The following is a 17,702-nucleotide window of genomic DNA, read 5'->3' on the forward strand; positions in this document are numbered from 1 at the left end:
CCCCGGCCCCGAGGGTTCAGCGCTTGAGCGTGAAGGTGAAGTCGCCGGAGATCTTGCCGCTCAGCCGGATGGCCGACACGAGCCTGCCGTCCGCGACGAGTCGCTCGACCTCGGCCCGGGGCAGTTCGCAGCCCTCGGCTATCAGCCGCACCGGTCGGACGGGGATACGGGCCGCGAAGTGGACGGAGACGTCCAGCACCTCGCGATCCAGGTGATCCCGTCCGCCGGTGTCCAGCCGCCAGGCGTGGTCCCAGTCCAGGGCGACGCGACCGCGCCGCTGGAGGCCCGGGTCCTGGAGCAGTTCGGCGGCCAGGCCGAGGTCGTTGGCGTGGAACCGGTCCAGCAGTTCGGGTCGTACGGAGCGCACGTTCGTCCGTTCCAGGACCGTGAGCTTCGCCGTCTCCCCGCACTGGACGCAGAGCACCAGGAGCCAGACGTCGACGAGCTTGTGATGGGCGTTGACGCGGAACTTGCCGCTCGCCCGGAAGCGGTCGGACGCGCAGGTGTGGCAGTGGCGACGCACGAGAGGTAGGCGGGTGGGCATGACCACCCAGGTGTTGAGCACAGAGGTACACCGGTTTCAGTGAGAAGTCCGCAGCAAAAAGCAGCGCGGCGCACAAGCGCGACGCGCGACAGATCAGCTCTCGGGTGGGTCTCACACGGTGTACAACGGCACGCCTTTACCTGGACGACTCGGTTCGCGAGCACGGTAGGGGCCTCGCCGGCGCCGCGCCACCGGATTTCGGCACCGCCCGCCCCGGGGCCCGCGCCCGGTGGGGGCGCTGGCGAGGCGGCCGGGTCGGCCGGTCAGAGGTGGCGGCGTGGTGGGCGGGGGGTGGGTCAGTCGTCCGGGGGCCAGTTCGCGCTGGTCATGGCGTAGTACTGGGCGGCGAGCGGGTGGGCGCCACGGGCCGGGAGGGCCAGCCGCACCGCGACCGGGGGCGCGTTCTTCAGGCGGACGAAGCGCAGGCCGGGGTGGGTGTGGCGGTCGGCGACCGACGCGGGGGCGACGCCGACGCCGTGGCCGGCGGCCACCGCCTCCAGCCACTCGTCGAAGTTGCCGCTGGTGCACGTCGGCGTCGGCCGTCGGTCGACGGGCCACAGCTCGGGGCGCGTGGTGCCGGTGACGGTGTTGACCACCAGCGGCAGGTCGGCCAGTTCCGCCCAGTCCAGCACCCGGCGGCCCGCCACGGTCGCCGCCGCCCCCGTGACGCCGCGCGCGAGAACGGCCACCCGCGCCTCGTGGGCGACGACCGTGCTGCGCACGGTGTCCCTCGGCGCCTCGCCCCGGAGCACCGCCACATCGCAGTCGCCGGTGTCCAGGCCGGCCAGCGGGGTGTCCCGGCGGACCAGGCGCACCCGGGCGCCGGTGGCGGCCTCGAACGCCGCGTTGAGCTCGGCGCAGGCGACCGGCAGCAGTGAGGTGAAGCCGAGCCGCAGCGTGGCGTGGCGGCAGGGGGCGCGGAGCGCGTCGCCCAGACGGGGCAGCAGCGCGCCGAGTTCCGCGTACAGGCGCCGGCCGGCGTCCGTGAGGGCCACGTGGCGCGTGCTGCGCTCCAGGAGCTGGGCGCCCACGGCCTCCTCCAGGGCGCGCACGGTGCGGGTCAGCGCGGGTTGTCCGATGCCCAGGAGGTGCGCGGCGTGCGTGAAGTTGCGCTCGTCGGCCACCGCGACGAAGCCGCGTAGGTGCCGCAGTTCCACGTCGGGCAGCCCGAGCGGCCCCGTGCCGCTCGGCCCGGCGTCGTCCCGGGCGCCGTGGGTCGCCTCCTCGGCGGCGGCCGTGCGCGTGTCGTCGGCGCCTCGCGCGCGGCGCGTGGGGCCCTCGGTGGGGGGTGCGCTCGCGCGCCGCCGCCCTGTGTCGCCACTCATGCCACCGAAGCATAAATGCCCGTGTGCGGGCATTTCCGCGGCGTTCCGGAGAGTGCCTACGCTTTTGGCCCGTGGCCCACCGGCCGCCTCGGCCGAGCGCGCCGCGTCAGCCGACCACCGCGACCCGTCAACCTCAAGGAGCGCGCTGTGCGCAAGGTGTTGCTGCTGGCGCTGGGGGCGTTCACCCTCGGCCTGGACGCGTACGTCATGGCCGGGCTGCTGCCCGTGGTCGCCGACGACCTGGACACCACCGTCTCGCTGGCCGGCCAGATGGTCACGGCCTTCACGCTCGCCTACGCGCTGTCCGCGCCGCTGGTCGCCGGGTGGGCGGCGGGGGCCCGGCCACGGCTGATGATCCTGGTCGCCCTCGCCGTCTTCACGGTGGGCAACGGGCTCACCGCCGTGGCGCCCTCGCTCGCGCTGCTGCTGGCCTCCCGCGTGGTGGCGGGCGCCGGGGCCGGGGTGTACGCGGCGCTGTCCACCGCCGCGGCCTCCGCGCTGGTGCCGGCCGAGCGGCGCGGCAAGGCGTTGGCGCTGGTCATGGGCGGGATGAGCACCGGCACCGTGCTCGGCGTGCCGCTGGGGGTGCTGCTGGCCGAGCACGCGGGCTGGCGGGCCACCATGGGTCTGGTCACCGGGCTCGGGGCGGTCGCCATCGGCGGGCTCGCCGCGCTGCTGCCGCAGGTCCCGGCCGCGCCCACGGTCTCCGCCCGCCAGCGGCTGGGGGCCGTCACGGACCGGGCCGTGGCGCCGGTGGTGGGTGTCTCCTTCCTGGCCGCCGTCGCGAGCCTGGGCCTGTACACCTATCTGGCCCCGGTGCTCGCGTCGGCCGGCGACATCCACGGGATCACCCCCTACCTGTGGGCCTGGGGCGCCGGCGGCGTGCTGGGCAGCGTGGTGATCGGGCCGCTGGTGGACCGCACGGGGCGGGCCCGGACGCTGGTGACGGCCGTCCTGGTGGCGGTCGGCGTGGCGCTGGCGCTGCTGACCCCGCTCGCCGGGGTGCCGGTGCTGCTGGGCGCGGCGCTGGTGGTGTGGGGCGCGGGCGGCTGGGCGCTCCAGGTGCCCCAGCAGCACCGGCTGCTCGCGGTGGGCGCGGAGCGCGGCACGGTGGCGCTCGCGCTCAACAACTCCGCCCTCTACCTGGGCAGCGCCGTCGGCTCCGCGCTCGGCGGCCTCGCGCTGGCGGCCGGCCTGCCCGGGAGCGCGCTGCCCTGGGCCGCCGCCGCGACCGTCGGCCTGGCCCTGCTGCCGCACGCGCTCACCGGGCGGCGCGCCGGCCCGGGGCGTACGGGGCCAGGCGGGGGCGTGGCGTCGGTGACGGCCGGGTCGGCCCGGGGTGGCGCCGGCGCGCGAAGTGCCTGCGTGTCGTGTGCGGGTGGCGCCGGGGCGCGGGACGCGGGCCGGGCGCCGGGCGGCGCGGCCGTGGGGGACGGCGGGGCGTCGGGCACACCCGGGGCGTGAGTACCCTTGGGCCGTATGAGCACTCCTCTTCAGCCCGAGCCCGAGCGCGGGGCAGGTACAGGCACCCTCGTGGAGCCGACGCCGCAGGTGTCGAACGGCGACGGCGACCACGAGCGCTTCGCCCACTACGTCCAGAAGGACAAGATCATGGAGAGCGCGCTCTCCGGATCGCCCGTCGTCGCCCTCTGTGGCAAGGTCTGGGTCCCCGGCCGTGACCCGAAGAAGTACCCGGTGTGTCCGATGTGCAAGGAGATCTTCGAGGGCATGGGCGCCGGGGGCGACAAGGACAAGGACGGCAAGGGCGGTAAGGGCGGCGGCAAGAAGTAGCCGCTGGTCCCTCGCGCCGCCGCGCGCCCCGAGGCTGCCCGCGCGCCCGGGCGGTGTACCCGTGTGGACACCGCCCGGGCGCGCGGTGTTGTCGGGGGTGGGCCGCGCAGTAAGGTCGCTGCCATGAGCGGGCGCGTGGAGCGGGCGGCGTATCTGGTGTTCGGGGCCCGGGAGGTCGATGAGTCCGACGAGGGCTCGCCGGCCTTCAGCCAGTTCGACAAGGACTGGGACGCACAGTTGCGGCAGTGCGGCCGACTCGCCGCCGAGCGGGGCTACCAGCCCGTGGGCAGCAGCGTGTTCTCCGTGCTCCAGGCGTCCGTGCCCAGGCTCCTGGAGTGGGCCGACGACCCCGGCTGTGACGTCGTCCTGGTCGCCAGCCCGCGACTGCTGGGCCGGATGCGGGCGTCCTGGCCGGACTGGGAGGCCGTGGTCGCCCGACTCGGCGAGGCCGGCGCCCGTCTCGAAACCGTGCCCTTCCCCGAACCGGCCTACCCCGGCGAGCGCTTCCCGGAGTAGCGCGCCGACCGCGCCCGGAGCGGCCCACCGACCCGTCCCGCCACGCCGTCCGTACGGGCCGTCGCCGGCGCGGGGCTCTCGTGTGAGCGTCCGCCCGGCGGGGAGCCGGGCCGTGTGACCGCCGCCCCCGACGTCCCGCCAGAGCTCGGCAAGTGGCGTACGGCACGCGGAAGTTGACGCTCTGTCCGCCCGAATCCGCCGACCGTCCGCCCGTTTCGGGCCCGCGCGTCCGGCCCGGCCCGGCCAGGCTCATCCCGCCCCACCGCCACCCCCGGTCAGGCGCCGCCGCGCGCGCCGCCCCCGCCCCGTACGCCCCCGTTGAGGGCAGCGCCGCCGGGCGCCGTCTCCGCCGCTCAGCCACCTCCGAGGGTCGGGCCCACGACATGAGGCCGGGCGCCGCGGCTTCGACCGCCGCCACGGCCCCACCTCTCCGGCCCCCCTTCGCGGCCCCGCCACGCCAGCCGAGGCTCGCCCGACCCGCCGACCCGCCGACCCGCCGACCCGCCGCCCGTGGCCGGTGTCGCGTCCCGTACGGGGTGGGCCCGCACTCGCCGCCGCGTCCCCCCCCACGGCCCGCCCGCGCGGGGTCGACCTCGGGCTCCGCCTGCCCGGGTGGGCGCCGCGCCGTGCCCGTACGGGCGCCGTGCGCGCGCTCGGCGGGCGCCCGCAGCGTGCCCGGTCGCGCGGCCGTGCGGAGGGCCGCGCCGGGTGCCCCCGCGCGCGTGCCCGCGCGACGCCGTGGCGGGTTCGGGGGCCGGGCGGGGCGTCGCCGTGCGGGGTGGCTTCGGTGGTGTTCGGCGGACGCGCCGCCGCCCGGGCTGGCCGCCCGCCGACCTCACGCGGTGCGTCGTTCAAACCTCTCGCGGACTTTTTGCCGGTCACGAACTCGTCGAGACCTCTTGTACGGCCAGACAACGGCCCTTAACCTCCTCCGTATTGTGCAAAGCGAAACGGGCGTTGCGCATAGCGCAACGCCACTGCGTGGGGGTTTTCCGTATGAACGTCTTTGCTCGAATAGCCACGCCGGTGGCGGCACTTGTCGCGGCCGGCCTCACCGCCACCGCCTGTGCGCCGTCCACCTCGGACAACGATGCGAAGAAGGACGAGAAGAGCGGCACGCTGCGCGTCTGGCTCTTCCAGGAGGTCGACAACGGGCCCAAGCAGAAGGTCGTCGACCAGGCCGTGGCGGACTTCCGCGGCCGGCACAAGGGCGTTGACGTGGATGTCACCTACATCCCGATCAACACCCGGGCCGAGAAGATGAAGGCGGCCTTCAACGACCCGAAGAGCGCGCCCGACCTCATCGAGTACGGCAACACGGACACGGCCGGCTACGTCAAGGACGGCGGACTCGCGGACATCAGCGAGGAGTTCGCGAAGTGGCCGCAGAGCAAGGACACCGACGCGACGGCCAAGGAGTCGGTGACCGTCCAGGGCAAGACGTACGGCTCTCCGCTCTTCGTCGGCGTCCGCGCGCTCTACTACCGCACCGACGTCTTCAAGGACCTGGGCCTCAAGCCGCCGACCACCCAGGAGGAGCTGGTCAACACGGCGAAGAAGGTCCGCGCGGAGCGCAAGGACCTCTACGGGCTCGCGGTCGGCGGCGCGTACACCTACGGCGCGATGCCGTTCATCTGGTCCAGCGGCGGCGAGTTGGCCACCGAGAAGGACGGCTCCTACCGCTCGGCCATCGACAGCCCCAAGGCGCAGGCCGGCATCAAGGCGTACACCTCGCTGTTCGGCGACCAGAACTGCCCGGCCAACAAGTGCGCCGAGATGGGCGGCAACGACAACGTCGAGACGTTCGCTTCCGGTAAGGCGGGCATGGCCATCGCCGGCAACTTCAACCACCCGGCCATCGAGGCGAGCAAGGTCAAGGGCAAGTACGCGGTCGTTCCGCTGCCTGGCACCAAGGCCGGCGAGATCGCTCCGGCGTTCGCGGGCGGAAACAACATCGGGCTGCTCAAGAGCAGTTCGCACCGCACCCTCGGGCTTGACCTGATGCAGTCGCTGACCAGCAAGAAGACACAGAACGCGCTCTTCGACGCGATGGGCTTCCTGCCCACCTACACCGACGTGCGCGCCCAGGTCGCGGCGCGCGAGCCGTTCGCCGAGCCGTTCGTGAAGACGCTGGACGTGGCCAAGTTCGTACCCGCCTCGCCGGGCTGGGCGGCCATCGACGCGGGCCTGGTGCTGCCGACGATGTTCCAGCAGATCGTCACCGGCCGTAAGGACGTGGACGCGGCGGCCGGCGAGGCGCGCAGGAAGATGGACGACGCCTTCACCGACGCGGGCTGAGTGAGTCACTGATGTCCCCTGACGCCTCCTCCCCGGCCCCCGGCACGGGCGCCGTCGCCCCGCTCGCCACCGCCTCCGCCCCCACCCCGGTCCCCGCCGTGGTCAAGGGCGGGCGCGGCGGCGCGGGCTCGCGCGCCCCGAAGTCCGGCGGCGGTCCCGGGTCGCGCGGCGCCTCGCGCTGGACGCCGTGGCTCTACCTGGCGCCCGCGCTGGTCGTGCTGGCCGCGCTGCTGGTCTACCCGATCTACCAACTGGGCCTGATCTCCTTCCTGGAGTACACCCAGGCCCAGGTCAGCGGCGGCGAGCCGGCCACCTTCAAGGGCTTCGCCAACTACGCCGAGCTCTTTGGCGACCGGCAGTTCTGGGACGTCCTGGTGGCGACCCTGATCTTCGCCGCCGCCTGCGTGATCTCCACCCTCGCGGTGGGCTGCTCCCTGGCCGTGCTGCTCACCCGCATCCGCGCCGTCCCCCGGCTGGCGCTGATGCTCGCCGCGCTCGGCGCGTGGGCCACCCCGGCCATCACCGGCTCGACGGTCTGGGTCTTCCTCTTCGACCCCGACTTCGGCCCGATCAACAAGATGCTCGTCTGGGTGGGCTTGTCCGGCTTCGAGGACTTCTCCTGGACCTACGACCGCTACAGCGCCTTCGCCCTGGTCCTCTTCGAGGTCGTGTGGTGCTCGTTCCCGCTGGTCATGGTCACCGTGTACGCGGGCATCAAGGCCATTCCGGGTGAGGTGCTGGAAGCGGCCTCGCTGGACGGCGCCTCCCAGTGGCGCACCTGGCGCAGCGTCATGGCGCCGATGCTGCGGCCCATCCTCATCGTGGTCACCATCCAGTCCATCATCTGGGACTTCAAGGTGTTCACGCAGATCTACGTGATGACCAACGGCGGCGGCATCGCCGGCCAGAACCTGGTGCTGAACGTGTACGCCTACCAGAAGGCGTTCGCTTCCTCGCACTACAGCGTCGGCTCGGCCATCGGCATCGTGATGCTGCTGATCCTGCTCGCCGTGACGCTGATCTATCTGCGGCTGCTGCGCAGGCAAGGAGAAGAGCTGTGAGCCCCTCGTCCGCGAGCCCCGCGTCCGTGGGCACGGGCTCCGCCCGCCCCGCGCCCGCCGAACGGCCCGCCGCCCCGGTGAAGAAGGCCGGCGCCCGCCGCGGGTCGCGGCTGCGGGTGCGCCGGCCGTGGCGGCTGGCCGCCGAGGCCGCGGCCCTGCTGATCGCCGTGGTCGTCGCCTTCCCGCTGTACTGGATGGTGCTCTCGGCGTTCAAGCCGGCCAACGAGGTGCAGTCCACCAGTCCACGGCCGTGGACCCTGAACCCCTCCCTCGACGCGTTCCGACGCGTCTTCGACCAGCAGGACTTCGGCCGCTACTTCCTCAACAGCCTCTTCGTCGCCGGCACCGTGGTCATCGCCTCGGCCCTGATCGCCTTCCTGGCCGCCACGGCCGTCACCCGCTTCAGGTTCAAGATGCGCACGACGGTGCTCATCATGTTCCTGGTGGCGCAGATGGTGCCGGTCGAGGCACTGACCATCCCGATGTTCTTCCTCATGCGCGACCTGGGCGACAGCGTGCCCGGCATCGGCCTGAACACGCTCGGCTCGCTGATCCTGCCGCACATCGCCTTCTCCCTGCCCTTCGCCATCTGGATGCTGCGCGGCTTCGTCAAGGCCGTCCCCGAGTCCCTGGAGGAGGCCGCCTACCTGGACGGGGCCAGCCGCACCCGCTTCCTGTGGCAGATCCTGTTCCCGCTGGTGCTGCCGGGCCTCATCGCCACCAGCGTCTTCTCCTTCATCTCCACCTGGAACGACTTCCTGTTCGCCAAGTCCTTCATCATCAGCGCGACGGAGAACTCCACCCTCCCGATGGCGCTGCTGGTGTTCTTCAAGGACGAGGGGAACGACTGGGGGGGCATCATGGCGGCCTCCACCATCATGACGATCCCGGTACTGGTCTTCTTCGTCCTCGTCCAGCGGCGGCTCGTGTCGGGCCTGGGCGGTGCGGTGAAGGACTGACGGCCCCTCCCGTGAGGGGTCGGCCGGCCCCGCCCGCACCCTGGGCGGGGCCGCGGTCATGCCCGGGGCGCGGCGGCGAGCCCCGCCCCGGGAGCGGGCGCCGACACGCGGCGGCCCCGTGGCGGCCCCGTGGCGGCTCCGGGTGGCGCCCGGTGTCGTGAGGTGGTGCGGCGGTCCACGTGCCGGGGTGGTGCGCGCCGGCGCCGGGGTCGCCCGGACCGGCTCGGACGCCCGAGCGAGGAACGGCCCCCGTTCGTGTGAGTCCCGCGACCGGCGCAGCGCCGTGCTCCGCCGCCCGCCGGCGGTGGCCCCCGGCGCGGCGCGCGCCGCGTCAGAGCCCCGCGCGCGGCCCGCCACCAGCGAGCGGAAATCCCCGGAAAGTTCGTCAAAGCGAACTATCCGTATCTCTGGGATGGAACCCCGCTTCGTGGACCCTCGCGGCGGCGGGTCGTCGATGTGTGCCAGAGTTGCCACGTCCAGGTCGTCAGCACGTACCGTACGGCTGGCAGCCGGGACACCGGGGACCGGGGAAGGGGCAGCTGGTTGACCACGCACGTACCGCAGGCAGCGCACACGGTGACGCTGCCGGGCTCGCTCGACGAGGCCGTGGCGGCGTTGACCGCCATGCCCGCCGCCGTGCCCGTCGCGGGTGGTACCGATCTGATGGCGGCCGTCAACTCCGGGCTCCTGCGGCCCGCCGCGCTGGTCGGCCTCGGCCGCATCAGCGAGATCCGGGGCTGGCAGTACCAGGACGGGCACGCCCTGCTCGGCGCCGGACTCACCCATGCCCGCATGGGCCGCCCCGACTTCGCCGCGCTGATCCCGGCCCTGGCCGCCGCGGCCCGCTCCGCCGGCCCACCCCAGATCCGCAACGCGGGCACCCTCGGCGGCAACGTCGTCACCAGCGGGCCCACCGGCGACGCGCTGCCGGTGCTCGCCGCGCTGGAGGCCACGCTCGTCATCGTCGGCCCCGACGGCAGCCGCGAGATCCCCGTCAGTCACCTGCTGGCCGGCGTCGAGATGCTGCGGCCCGGCGAGTTGGTCGGCTTCGTCCGCGTCCCGCTGCTGCACGCCCCGCAGACCTTCCTCAAGGCCACCGGGCGCACCGGGCCCGGGCGCGCCGTCGCGTCGGTGGCCGTGGTGCTCGACCCGGCGCGCCGGGGTGTGCGCTGCGCGGTGGGCGCCGTCGCCCCCATGCCGCTGCGCCCGTTGGACGCCGAGGCCTGGGTGGCCTCGCTGATCGACTGGGACGGCGCGCGCGGGCTGGCCCCCGAAGTGCGCGCGGCCTTCGGCGAGTACGTGGCCGCCGCCTGCATTCCCGACCCGCCGGCCGCCGAGGACGGCGGCCAAGAACCACCCCCGTTGCCGCCCGCCGCCCTCCACCTGCGGCGTACGGTGGCGGTCCTGGCCCGCCGAGCACTGGGGAGGGCGCTCGCATGACCTCAGAACACCATCCGCGCGGTTCCGGCCACCCGGCCGGGCCCGAGGCCGAGCCGCGCCCCGAACAGGAGCCGGACCACGGCGTGCCCGACGGGGGGTACGCGGCGCCCGGCGCGCCCGGACCGGCGTTCACCGGGTGGCAGCCGATGCCGACCGGTCCGGAGTACGACGCCGAGGGCACCGCCTTCGTGCAACTGCCGCCCGAGCTGGCCGACCCGTCGGTGCCGCTGCCGCAGGGCTGGGACCCGCTGGCCGCGCCCGGCACCGGCTACACGCCGCCGCCCGGCGCCCACTGGCACGCCCAGTCGACGTCACCCCGGCCGGCCCCGGGGCCGGCTGACGGCGCGCAGTCGTACGCGGGCGCGTACGACCCGTCGTACGGGCAGCACGGCGCCGCCGGTGACGGGGCGTCGCGAGGCGAGGGCGATCCGGCCGCCGCCGGCCAGTGGTCGCTGCCGCTCGGCCCGGGCGGGACGGACGTGGGCGGCCCGGGGCCGGCCGCGACCGGCCAGTGGTCGATCCCGCTGGCGGCGGACGAGGGCCCCGACGAGGCGGGCGAGTTCCCGCTGGAGGAGCACCACGCGGCCGGCTACGGACAGCGCCCCGCCCGGCGCGACCTGGGCCACGGCCGGCCCGACCGACAGCCGGCGGACGACGCGTACGCGGACGGGGGCGCGCACGCCGGTGACCCCCAGGGGCCGGGCCAGCCGCACGACCCGCACGCGACCGCGCAGTGGCCGGTGCCCTCCGCGCTCGGTGGGACGGGACAGTGGACGCTGCCCACCGTCGGCGACGAGGGTGTCGAGGAGACCGGCGAGTACACCATGAGCGCCTACCGGTTCGGGCTGCCCCCGCACCCGGCGGGCCCACGGGCCGACCGGCCGCACGAGGTCGGGCCACCCGCTCCCCGGGGCCCGGGTGACACGTCGCCGGACCACACCGCGCCCGGCCCCGTCGCGTACGGCCACGAGCCCGACCGTGGCCAGGCGCCGCTCCCGGAGGCGGGGTACCCGACGCCGGGTGGCCCCGGCACCGACCAGCCGGAACCCGGCCACCCCCACGGCGGCCCCGAGCGGGACGCGTACGCCACCGGCGGGCCGTCGCGGGAGACCGGCGCGCCGCTCCCGGTCCAGGACGGGCCCGGCCTGCCGGACCAGCGCCGGGGCCCCGACGGGCACGCGCCGCACCGCCCTCAGGGCGTTCCCCAGTGGCCGACGCCGCCGGCCGGCGACGCGAGCACCGGACAGTGGCCCGTCGAGGACGCCACCGAGCGCGGCGGCGCGCCGTCCGCGCCGCACCAGGCGCCGGAGGCGTACGCGCTGGCCGACCGGCTGGTCGCCCCGTACCGCCCCCGCCCCACGCCGTCCGCCGAACACCCGGGCCCCACCGGGCACCCGGAGTACCCCGCGCACGCCGAGAGCGCCGAACACCCCGACAGCGCCGACCAGCACCCGCACGCCGACGCCCCGGCCCCGGCGCGGCGGTGGGCGGGCGGTGAGGCGGCGGAGCGGCGGCCCGAGGACGCCCCGGCCCCGGTCGGGCACCCGACGCGACCCGGCACGGAGCATCCCGACGCGCCCGAGGGCCAGGCCGACCCGGCGGGCCGCGCGGGCGAGGAGCCCGCAGACCCGACCGACCCCGCCGACACCACGGACGAGGACGCCGCACACGGCCCCGCCGCACCGGCCGACGCCGCGCCCGCGGGGCAGGGCCCCGACGGCGGTGTGGCGCAGGTACCGGCCGCCCGCGTCCCGTGGCCCGCGCCCGAAGGCCAACCGCCGGGCGGTACGGGGCGGTTCGCCTTCCCCTCCGCGCCCAGTTCCTCCGTGCCCGGCCCGGCCGCGCAGTCCGGCGCCTGGGTGCCGGCGCAGGGCGACCGGGGGCGGGACGACACCGGTCAGGGCTACCCCGAGCGGGCGTACGCCCCCGCCGACCCCGACGCGTCCCACCCGCCGCACGGCGACCAGCCGTCCCCGGCGGACCAGGTGGAGCGCTCGGAGCACGCCGGACCGCCGTCGGACAGCGCGCCGGACACCCCGCGACGCACGGCCGACCCGGCCCCCGCCCCCACACGTCCCGACTCCGACGGCGGCGCGACCAACGCGCCCCCACGGCACGGTGACGCGTCCGCCGCTCCGGACCACCGGGCGCCCGACGGCGTCCGGTCGGCCACGCCGGCGCCCGCGCGCGTCGACGAGGCGGGGCGACACGCCGAGGGCGCCGAACCGCCGGGGAGCGCGCCAGGCTCCGCGTTCGGCGGCGAGCCCGAGAGCGTCGGGGGTGACGCCACCACGTCGGCCGGCGCGCCGCTCGACGCCGACGCCGCGCCGGCGCACGGCGAACCGAGCGGCGAGACCGACCAGTTCGCGCGACCCGGAGCGCCCACCGAGGGCCACCCCGACGCCGGCGCGTCGGAGACCGGCGCCCCGCGCGCGTCCGCGCCCAGCGCGCCGGTGCGAGGCGCCCCGGTGCCCGGCAAGCCCACGCCCGGCACGCCCGCCGACGGCGTCACGCCCACCTCCGGCGCGCCCGGCCCGGACGTCCCGACGCCCGCCGCGCCCACCGACAGTGACCCGGCGCGCGGCGCGTCCGCGCGTGAGACTGCTCCGGGGGTCGAGTCAACTCCCGCCTCCGGTACGCCAGTTGGGGACGTGCCGGCGCCCGGGGAGGCCGGTCGCGACGGCTTCCGGCGCGGCGCGCCCACGCACGCCGTCGCCGGCGCGCCCTCCGGGCCCGACGGCGCGCCGGACGAGGGCGCCTCGGCGCGGGACGCGCACGGCTACGACGCCCCCACCCAGGGCGCCCCCGCGCACGACGCGCCCGGACAGGGCACCCCGGCACACGGCGTGCCGGCCCCCGGCGCGCCGGCCGACCACGACCCGGCGCGCGACGCGTCCGCGCGTGCTGCCGCCGAGGCGACTCCCGTACCCGGTGCGCCGGTTGAGGGCGGTCCGACGCGGGGCGCGCTCGACGGCGACGCCTCCGGGCACGACACCTCCGGCCACGGCGTGCCGTGGCACGACACACCCAGCGACGGCACGCCGGCGCACGGCACCCCCCCGCACGGTGCGGTCGGCCCGGACCCCACCGCTCCCGCGACGGACCCGTCGCACGGCGCCTCGCCAGGGACGGACACCCAGGCCGGTACGCCCGGCGTCGACGAGGCCGCCGAGGCGACCGGCGAGCGCACGCCCCTCGCCGTCGGGCCGATCGCCCTCGGCCCCGCCGACGCCGCGGGCCCGGCCCTCCACGGTCCGAGCGACACCCACGGTCCGAGCGACACCCACGGCCCCGTCGACGCCGGCCCCGCCGAGGGTGACCCCGCTGGTACCGGCCCGACCGCCCCGCCCCTAGCCCACCCGACGGACGCCGGATCGGCCGGCCCCGGTCCGACCACCGCCGCGTCCGGGGCCGCCCCGGCCGGCGACGCCGCGTCCCGTACCGACACCCCCGCGCACGCCGACGCCCTCCCGCACGCCGACGGTGGCGCCCGGCCGGTCGACGCGCGCCACGACGGCGCCGGCCAGCCCGCCACCGACGCCGACCCGACCGGTCAGGCCCGCTCCGGCGCCGCCCCGGTCGACGCCGCGCCCGGCCACGGCGAGGCCGGGGCCGCCTCCGGTCACGCCGGCGCCGAGACGGACGCCGACCGGTCGACGGACGGGCCGCACCCGGACACGTACCCGGACCCGCACGCGAACGGCCCGCGACCGGAGGACTCGTACGCGAGTGACCCGGTCCCGCACGCCGCGCCCGCCGTCGGGCAGGACGTCGCCGCGCCCGTGGACGGCCCCCAGCCGCCGGGTGCGCACCCGGCCGGCCCGTATCCGGACGCGCACGCCAACGCCACCGACCCGTCCGCGAGCCATCCCCGGCCAGCGGGTCCGCGCGCCCCGGGATCCGCCGCCACCGCCCCGGGTGGGGCCGGCGCCCCGGACGGGGACGCCGGGCTCGTCGAGGGCCCGGTTGCGGCGCCCGACGGGGACACCGCGGCCGGTCGTCCGCACCCGGACGGCGCGGCCCCGGGCGCACCGGCCGACCTCGCGGCGGACCCCGCCGCCACCGGCCCGCTCCCCGTCGGCCCGACACCCGCCGATCCGACCACCGTCGGCCCGCCGGACTCCGCCCCGCACGAGCGGGACGGGGTACCGGGCGCCGACCACGCCCCGGCCGCCGACACCGGCCCCGCCGAGGGCGCCGCCGACACGACGCCGGCCGACCACGGCCCGCACGCCGTCGACGGCACGCTCGCCGACCACGCTTTGGCCGCCGCCGAAGGCGTGGCCGCCGACACCGCGCCCCCCGCCGAGGGCGACCCGCACGCCGAACACCCGCTGGCCTCCTACGTGTTGCGGGTCAACGGCGCCGATCGACCGGTGACCGGCGCCTGGATCGGCGAGTCGCTGCTGTACGTGCTGCGCGAGCGGCTCGGCCTCGCGGGCGCCAAGGACGGCTGCTCGCAGGGGGAGTGCGGGGCCTGCTCCGTCCAGGTCGACGGGCGGCTCGTGGCCTCCTGCCTGGTGCCGGCCGCGACCACCGCCGGCTCCGAGGTGCGCACCGTGGAGGGGTTGGGCACCGACGGTCGACCCAGCGACGTGCAGCGGGCGTTGGCCGCGTCGGGCGCCGTGCAGTGCGGCTTCTGCGTGCCGGGTCTCGCGATGACCGTGCACGACCTGCTGGAGGGCAACCACGCGCCCACCGAGCGGCAGACCCGGCAGGCGATCTGCGGCAACCTGTGCCGCTGCTCCGGCTACCGGGGCGTGCTGGACGCCGTCAGCGAGGTGGTGGCCGGCCGCGAGGCCGCTGCCGCCGCCGAGGAGGCCGCCGCGCACGAGAGCGCCCCCGGCGACGCCGGACCCGCCGGCCACCTCCCGCACCAGGCCACCCCGCACCCCGCCGCCGCGCACCCCGCCGACCCGGCGGCCGACCCCGGCGCGTACCCGGTCGGCTATCCGGCGCCCGGCGCGTACGACACTGGCGGCCACCCGCTGGTCCCGGACGTGGGCCAGCCCGCGCCCGACTACGCGGGCTACGGCACCGACGGCCAGGGCGTCGCCTACGGCGACGGGGGACTCCACGACGACGGCGGCAGCGGAAGGCACACGGCATGACGGGAACCGCGGACGGCCTCGGCGCCACCACCGTGCCTGCGACGGCGGGCGGCGCGGCCTCGGCGCCGCCGGCACCGCGCGGGCTCGGCGCCTCCGTGCCGCCACTCGACTCCATCGCCAAGACCCAGGGCGTCTTCCCGTACGCCGCCGACCTGTGGGCCGAGGGTCTGCTGTGGGCGGCGGTGCTGCGCTCCCCGCACCCGCACGCGCGCATCACCGCCATCGACACCACCGCCGCCTCCGCCATGCCGGGGGTGCGCACCGTGGTCACGCACGCGGACGTGCCGGGCGACGGCGCGCACGGGCGGGGCGTCGTGGACCGGCCGGTCTTCGCCGCCGAACGGGTCCGCCACCACGGCGAGCCGATCGCGGCCGTGGCCGCCGACCACCCCGACACGGCCCGCCTCGCGGCGGCGGCCATCGCCGTCGAGTACGAGGTGCTGGAGCCGGTCACCGACCCGGAGCAGGCGTTCGGCGCCGAACCCCTGCACCCCGACGGCAACCTGATCCGCCACATCCCGCTCAGCTACGGCGACCCGAGCGTGGTCGGCGACGTCGTCGTCGAGGGCGTCTACCGCATCGGCCGCCAGGACCCCGCGCCCATCGGCGCCGAGGCCGGTCTCGCCGTGCCCCGCCCGGACGGCGGCGTGGAGATCTACACCGCCTCCACCGACCCGCACGCCGACCGCGACCTGGCCGCCGCCTGCTACGGGCTCCCGACCGACCTGGTCAAGGTCGTGGTCACCGGCGTGCCGGGTGCCATGGGCGAGCGGGAGGACGCCGGCATGCTGCTGCCGCTGGGCCTGCTCGCGCTGCGCACCGGGCGGCCCGTCAAGCTCGCCGCGACCCGCGAGGAGTCCTTCCTCGGCCACGTTCACCGCCATCCCACGCTGCTGCGCTACCGCCACCACGCGGACGCCGAGGGCACGTTGCTCAAGGTCGAGGCGCAGATCCTGCTCGACGCGGGCGCCTACGCCGACACCTCGGGCGAGGCGCTGGCCGCCGCCGTCTCCTTCGCCTGCGGCCCGTACGTGGTTCCGCACGCCTTCGTCGAGGGCTGGGCGGTGCGCACCAACAACCCGCCGTCGGGCCACGTGCGCGGCGAGGGCGCGATGCAGGTGTGCGCGGCGTACGAGGGCCAGATGGACAAGCTCGCGGCCAAGCTCGGCCTCGACCCGGCCGAACTGCGCCTGCGTAACGCCATGGCCACCGGGGACCTGCTGCCCACCGGGCAGACCGTCACCTGCCCGGCGCCCGTGGCCGACCTGCTGACCGCCGTGCGCGAGGAGCCGCTGCCTCCGCTGCCGGGCGACGACGGGGACGCCGACGACTGGCCGCTGCCGGGCGGCCCGGACGGCGCGGGAGACCCCTCGGCCGTGCGCCGGGGCGTCGGCTACGGCGTGGGCATGGTGCACATGCTGGGCGCCGAGGGCGCCGACGAGGTGGCCACGGCCACCGTCAAGGTGCAGGGCTCGGTGGCCACCGTCGTCTGCGCCGCCGTGGAGACCGGGCAGGGCTTCAGCACGCTGGCCCGGCAGATCGTGCAGGAGGTCCTGGGCGTCGAGGAGGTGCACCTCGCGCCCGTGGACACCGACCAGCCACCGGCCGGGCCCGCCGCGCGCGGCCGGCACACCTGGGTGTCGGGCGGGGCCGTGGAGCGGGCCGCGCGCATGGTCCGTACGCAGCTCCTCCAGCCCCTGGCGCACAAGTTCGGCATGTCCACGGAGCTCCTGACTATCGCCGACGGCAAGATCACCTCGTACGACGGGGTGCTCAGCACCACCGTGGCCGAGGCGTTGGAGGGCAAGGAGCTGTGGGCCACGGCGCAGTGCCGCCCGCACCCGACGGAGCCGCTGGACGACTCGGGGCAGGGTGACGCGTTCGTCGGCCTCTCCTTCTGCGCGATCCGGGCCGTGGTGGACGTGGACGTGGAACTGGGCCTGGTGCGCGTGGTGGAGCTGGCGGTGGCTCAGGACGTGGGGCGGGTGCTGAACCCGCGCCAGCTCAGGGCGCGCATCGAGGCCGGCGTCACGCAGGGCCTCGGCGCGGCGCTCAGCGAGAACCTGCGCACCTCGCGCGGCATCGTCCGCCACCCCGACCTCACGGGGTACGCCCTGCCGACCGCGCTGGACGTGCCCGACATCAGGATCGTGCGGCTGATCGAGGAGCGGGACGTGGTCGCGCCGTTCGGCGCCAAGGCCGTCAGCGCGGCGCCGGTGGTCACCTCACCGGCGGCGATCGCCTCCGCCGTGCGCGCGGCCACCGGCCGCCCGGTGGGTCGGCTGCCGATCCGCCCGCAGGCGGCGGTCGTCACCGACGAGCGCCGCTAGCGCGCACCGACGAGCGCCGCCGGCGCGCCCGCGCCCCGCGCGGAGCCACGAACGGGCCGGGTCGCCACCGCGACCCGGCCCGCCCGTGCGTGTGGCGCGCGGCTCAGTCGGTCATCGCGCGGGCCAGGCTCGCCGGCCGCAGGTCCTGCCAGTGCTCCTCGACGTAGGCCACGCACGCGGCGTGGTCGTCCTCGGCGTGGGCCACGGTCCAGCCGGGCGGCACGGCGATCGCCGCCGGCCACAGGGAGTGCTGGTGCTCGGCGTTGACCAGGACGAGATAGCGGGCGTCCGGGTCGTCGAACGGGTTCGTCACGAGGGGATCCTTCC

At 76.5% G+C, this 17,702-nt stretch carries 12 protein-coding genes; 9 read left to right on the forward strand and 3 right to left on the reverse strand.

Annotated features, from left to right (window positions below; genetic code table 11):
• Positions 1-16: 16 nt before the first annotated feature.
• Together ACFVFR_RS24820 and ACFVFR_RS24825 are read right to left on the reverse strand one after the other, a co-directional pair.
• Entirely contained in the window at positions 17-565 is a 549-nt protein-coding gene (locus ACFVFR_RS24820) for a DUF1062 domain-containing protein (protein WP_383705387.1), read from the reverse strand.
• 275 nt (positions 566-840) lie between these two features.
• Complete coding sequence (locus ACFVFR_RS24825; protein ID WP_383705389.1) at positions 841-1,869, reverse strand: LysR family transcriptional regulator; 1,029 nt, start codon at positions 1,867-1,869, stop codon at positions 841-843.
• Between the two features lie 147 nt (positions 1,870-2,016).
• On the opposite strand from ACFVFR_RS24825, the gene ACFVFR_RS24830 reads away from it, so the two are divergent.
• From ACFVFR_RS24830 to ACFVFR_RS24870, 9 genes are all read left to right on the forward strand, one after another.
• A complete protein-coding gene (locus ACFVFR_RS24830) occupies positions 2,017-3,333 on the forward strand; it encodes an MFS transporter (protein WP_383705391.1) in 1,317 nt (438 codons plus the stop codon).
• A 15-nt stretch (positions 3,334-3,348) separates the two neighbouring features.
• Complete coding sequence (locus ACFVFR_RS24835; RefSeq protein WP_383705393.1) at positions 3,349-3,660, forward strand: DUF3039 domain-containing protein; 312 nt, start codon at positions 3,349-3,351, stop codon at positions 3,658-3,660.
• Positions 3,661-3,783: 123 nt separating this feature from the next.
• Positions 3,784-4,176 carry a hypothetical protein gene (locus ACFVFR_RS24840; RefSeq protein ID WP_383705396.1) on the forward strand — a complete coding sequence of 131 codons (393 nt, stop codon included), beginning with the start codon at positions 3,784-3,786 and terminating at the stop codon, positions 4,174-4,176.
• Positions 4,177-5,172: 996 nt separating this feature from the next.
• On the forward strand, positions 5,173-6,474 hold the full coding sequence (locus tag ACFVFR_RS24845) for an extracellular solute-binding protein (protein ID WP_383705398.1): 1,302 nt from the start codon (positions 5,173-5,175) through the stop codon (positions 6,472-6,474).
• Between the two features lie 11 nt (positions 6,475-6,485).
• Positions 6,486-7,535 (forward strand): carbohydrate ABC transporter permease, encoded by a 1,050-nt coding sequence (locus ACFVFR_RS24850; RefSeq protein ID WP_383705401.1) that lies wholly within the window; start codon positions 6,486-6,488, stop codon positions 7,533-7,535.
• A 77-nt stretch (positions 7,536-7,612) separates the two neighbouring features.
• Positions 7,613-8,494 (forward strand): carbohydrate ABC transporter permease, encoded by an 882-nt coding sequence (locus tag ACFVFR_RS24855; protein WP_383705429.1) that lies wholly within the window; start codon positions 7,613-7,615, stop codon positions 8,492-8,494.
• A 543-nt stretch (positions 8,495-9,037) separates the two neighbouring features.
• A complete protein-coding gene (locus ACFVFR_RS24860; RefSeq protein ID WP_383705403.1) occupies positions 9,038-9,934 on the forward strand; it encodes an FAD binding domain-containing protein in 897 nt (298 codons plus the stop codon).
• Positions 9,931-15,045, forward strand: a complete 5,115-nt coding sequence (locus tag ACFVFR_RS24865) for a 2Fe-2S iron-sulfur cluster-binding protein (protein WP_383705406.1) — start codon at positions 9,931-9,933, stop codon at positions 15,043-15,045. The genes ACFVFR_RS24860 and ACFVFR_RS24865 overlap by 4 nt, the downstream gene beginning before the upstream one ends.
• Positions 15,042-17,375, forward strand: coding sequence for a molybdopterin cofactor-binding domain-containing protein (locus tag ACFVFR_RS24870; RefSeq protein ID WP_383705407.1), 2,334 nt, complete (start codon positions 15,042-15,044; stop codon positions 17,373-17,375). Before ACFVFR_RS24865 ends, ACFVFR_RS24870 begins: the two co-directional genes overlap by 4 nt.
• A gap of 103 nt (positions 17,376-17,478) precedes the next feature.
• On the opposite strand, the gene ACFVFR_RS24875 is transcribed toward ACFVFR_RS24870, so the two are convergent.
• On the reverse strand, positions 17,479-17,688 hold the full coding sequence (locus tag ACFVFR_RS24875) for an MbtH family protein (RefSeq protein ID WP_383705409.1): 210 nt from the start codon (positions 17,686-17,688) through the stop codon (positions 17,479-17,481).
• Positions 17,689-17,702 lie beyond the last annotated feature (14 nt).

It is taken from the genome of Streptomyces sp. NPDC057702 (genome assembly GCF_042799315.1).
Lineage (GTDB): Bacteria > Actinomycetota > Actinomycetes > Streptomycetales > Streptomycetaceae > Streptomyces.